The organism is Streptomyces albidochromogenes, assembly GCF_005981925.1.
GTDB lineage: Bacteria > Actinomycetota > Actinomycetes > Streptomycetales > Streptomycetaceae > Streptomyces > Streptomyces albidochromogenes.
The window spans coordinates 1-891 of sequence record NZ_VBVX01000677.1 but is presented as its reverse complement, the minus strand read 5'-3'; the positions used below and the strand labels follow the sequence as shown (position 1 = coordinate 891).

Below are 891 nucleotides of genomic sequence, written 5' to 3'. Positions count from 1 at the left end.
TTAGAGGCCCTAACAGAAGTTGTTGATCAAGTGACTTTCGACTTGGGTGGTCGTTGGTCCGGTCGTGGGGAAACGTCAGTCGCGGCCGTGGATCGTGTCGGACGAACTGTGGTCGCTCATCGAGCCGTTACTGCCCGAGCCGGGGCCGAAACTGGTGGCGGGGCGGCCGCGGGTGCCGGACCGACGAGCCCTGTGCGGGATCCTGTTTGTGCTGCACACGGGCATCCAGTGGGAGTACTTGCCCCAGGAGCTGGGCTTCGGCTCGGGCATGACCTGCTGGCGGCGCCTGGCCGCCTGGAACGAGGCCGGTGTGTGGGAGAAGCTGCACGTGGTGCTGCTGAAGAAGCTGCGGTCGGCGAAGCAGCTGGACTGGTCGCGGGCGGTGATCGACTCCTCCCACGTGCGGGCGGCCCGCAGGGGCCCAAAAGCGGTCCCAGCCCGGTCGACCGCGCACGGCCGGGCAGCAAGCATCACGTCCTTGTCGACGGGCGGGGCATCCCGCTCGCGGTGTCGCTGACCGGCGGCAATCGCAACGACGTCACTCAGCTGATCCCGTTGCTGGACAAGGTTCCGCCCGTGGCCGGCACGGTCGGGCGGCCACGGAGACGGCCAGACATGCTCTTCGCGGACCGCGGCTACGACCATGACAAGTACCGGCGGCTGCTGTGGAAACGCGGCATCCGGCCCGCGATCGCCGAACGCGGTCAGCCACACGGCTCCGGCCTTGGCATCTTCCGTTGGGTCGTCGAGCGCACCATCTCCTGGCTCCACGGTTTTCGCCGACTTCGTGTCCGCTGGGAACGACGCGACGACATCCATGAAGCCTTCCTCGGCCTCGCCACCTGTCTCATCACCCACCGACACGTCCAACGCCTTTGTTAGGGCCTCTTA

Annotated in this window: 1 pseudogene; it reads left to right on the top strand. The window is 67.0% G+C overall.

The features are described 5' to 3' along the window. Positions 1-46 precede the first annotated feature (46 nt). Positions 47-882: pseudogene (locus tag E2E34_RS34715) on the top strand (IS5 family transposase). The last annotated feature ends 9 nt before the right edge of the window (positions 883-891 follow it).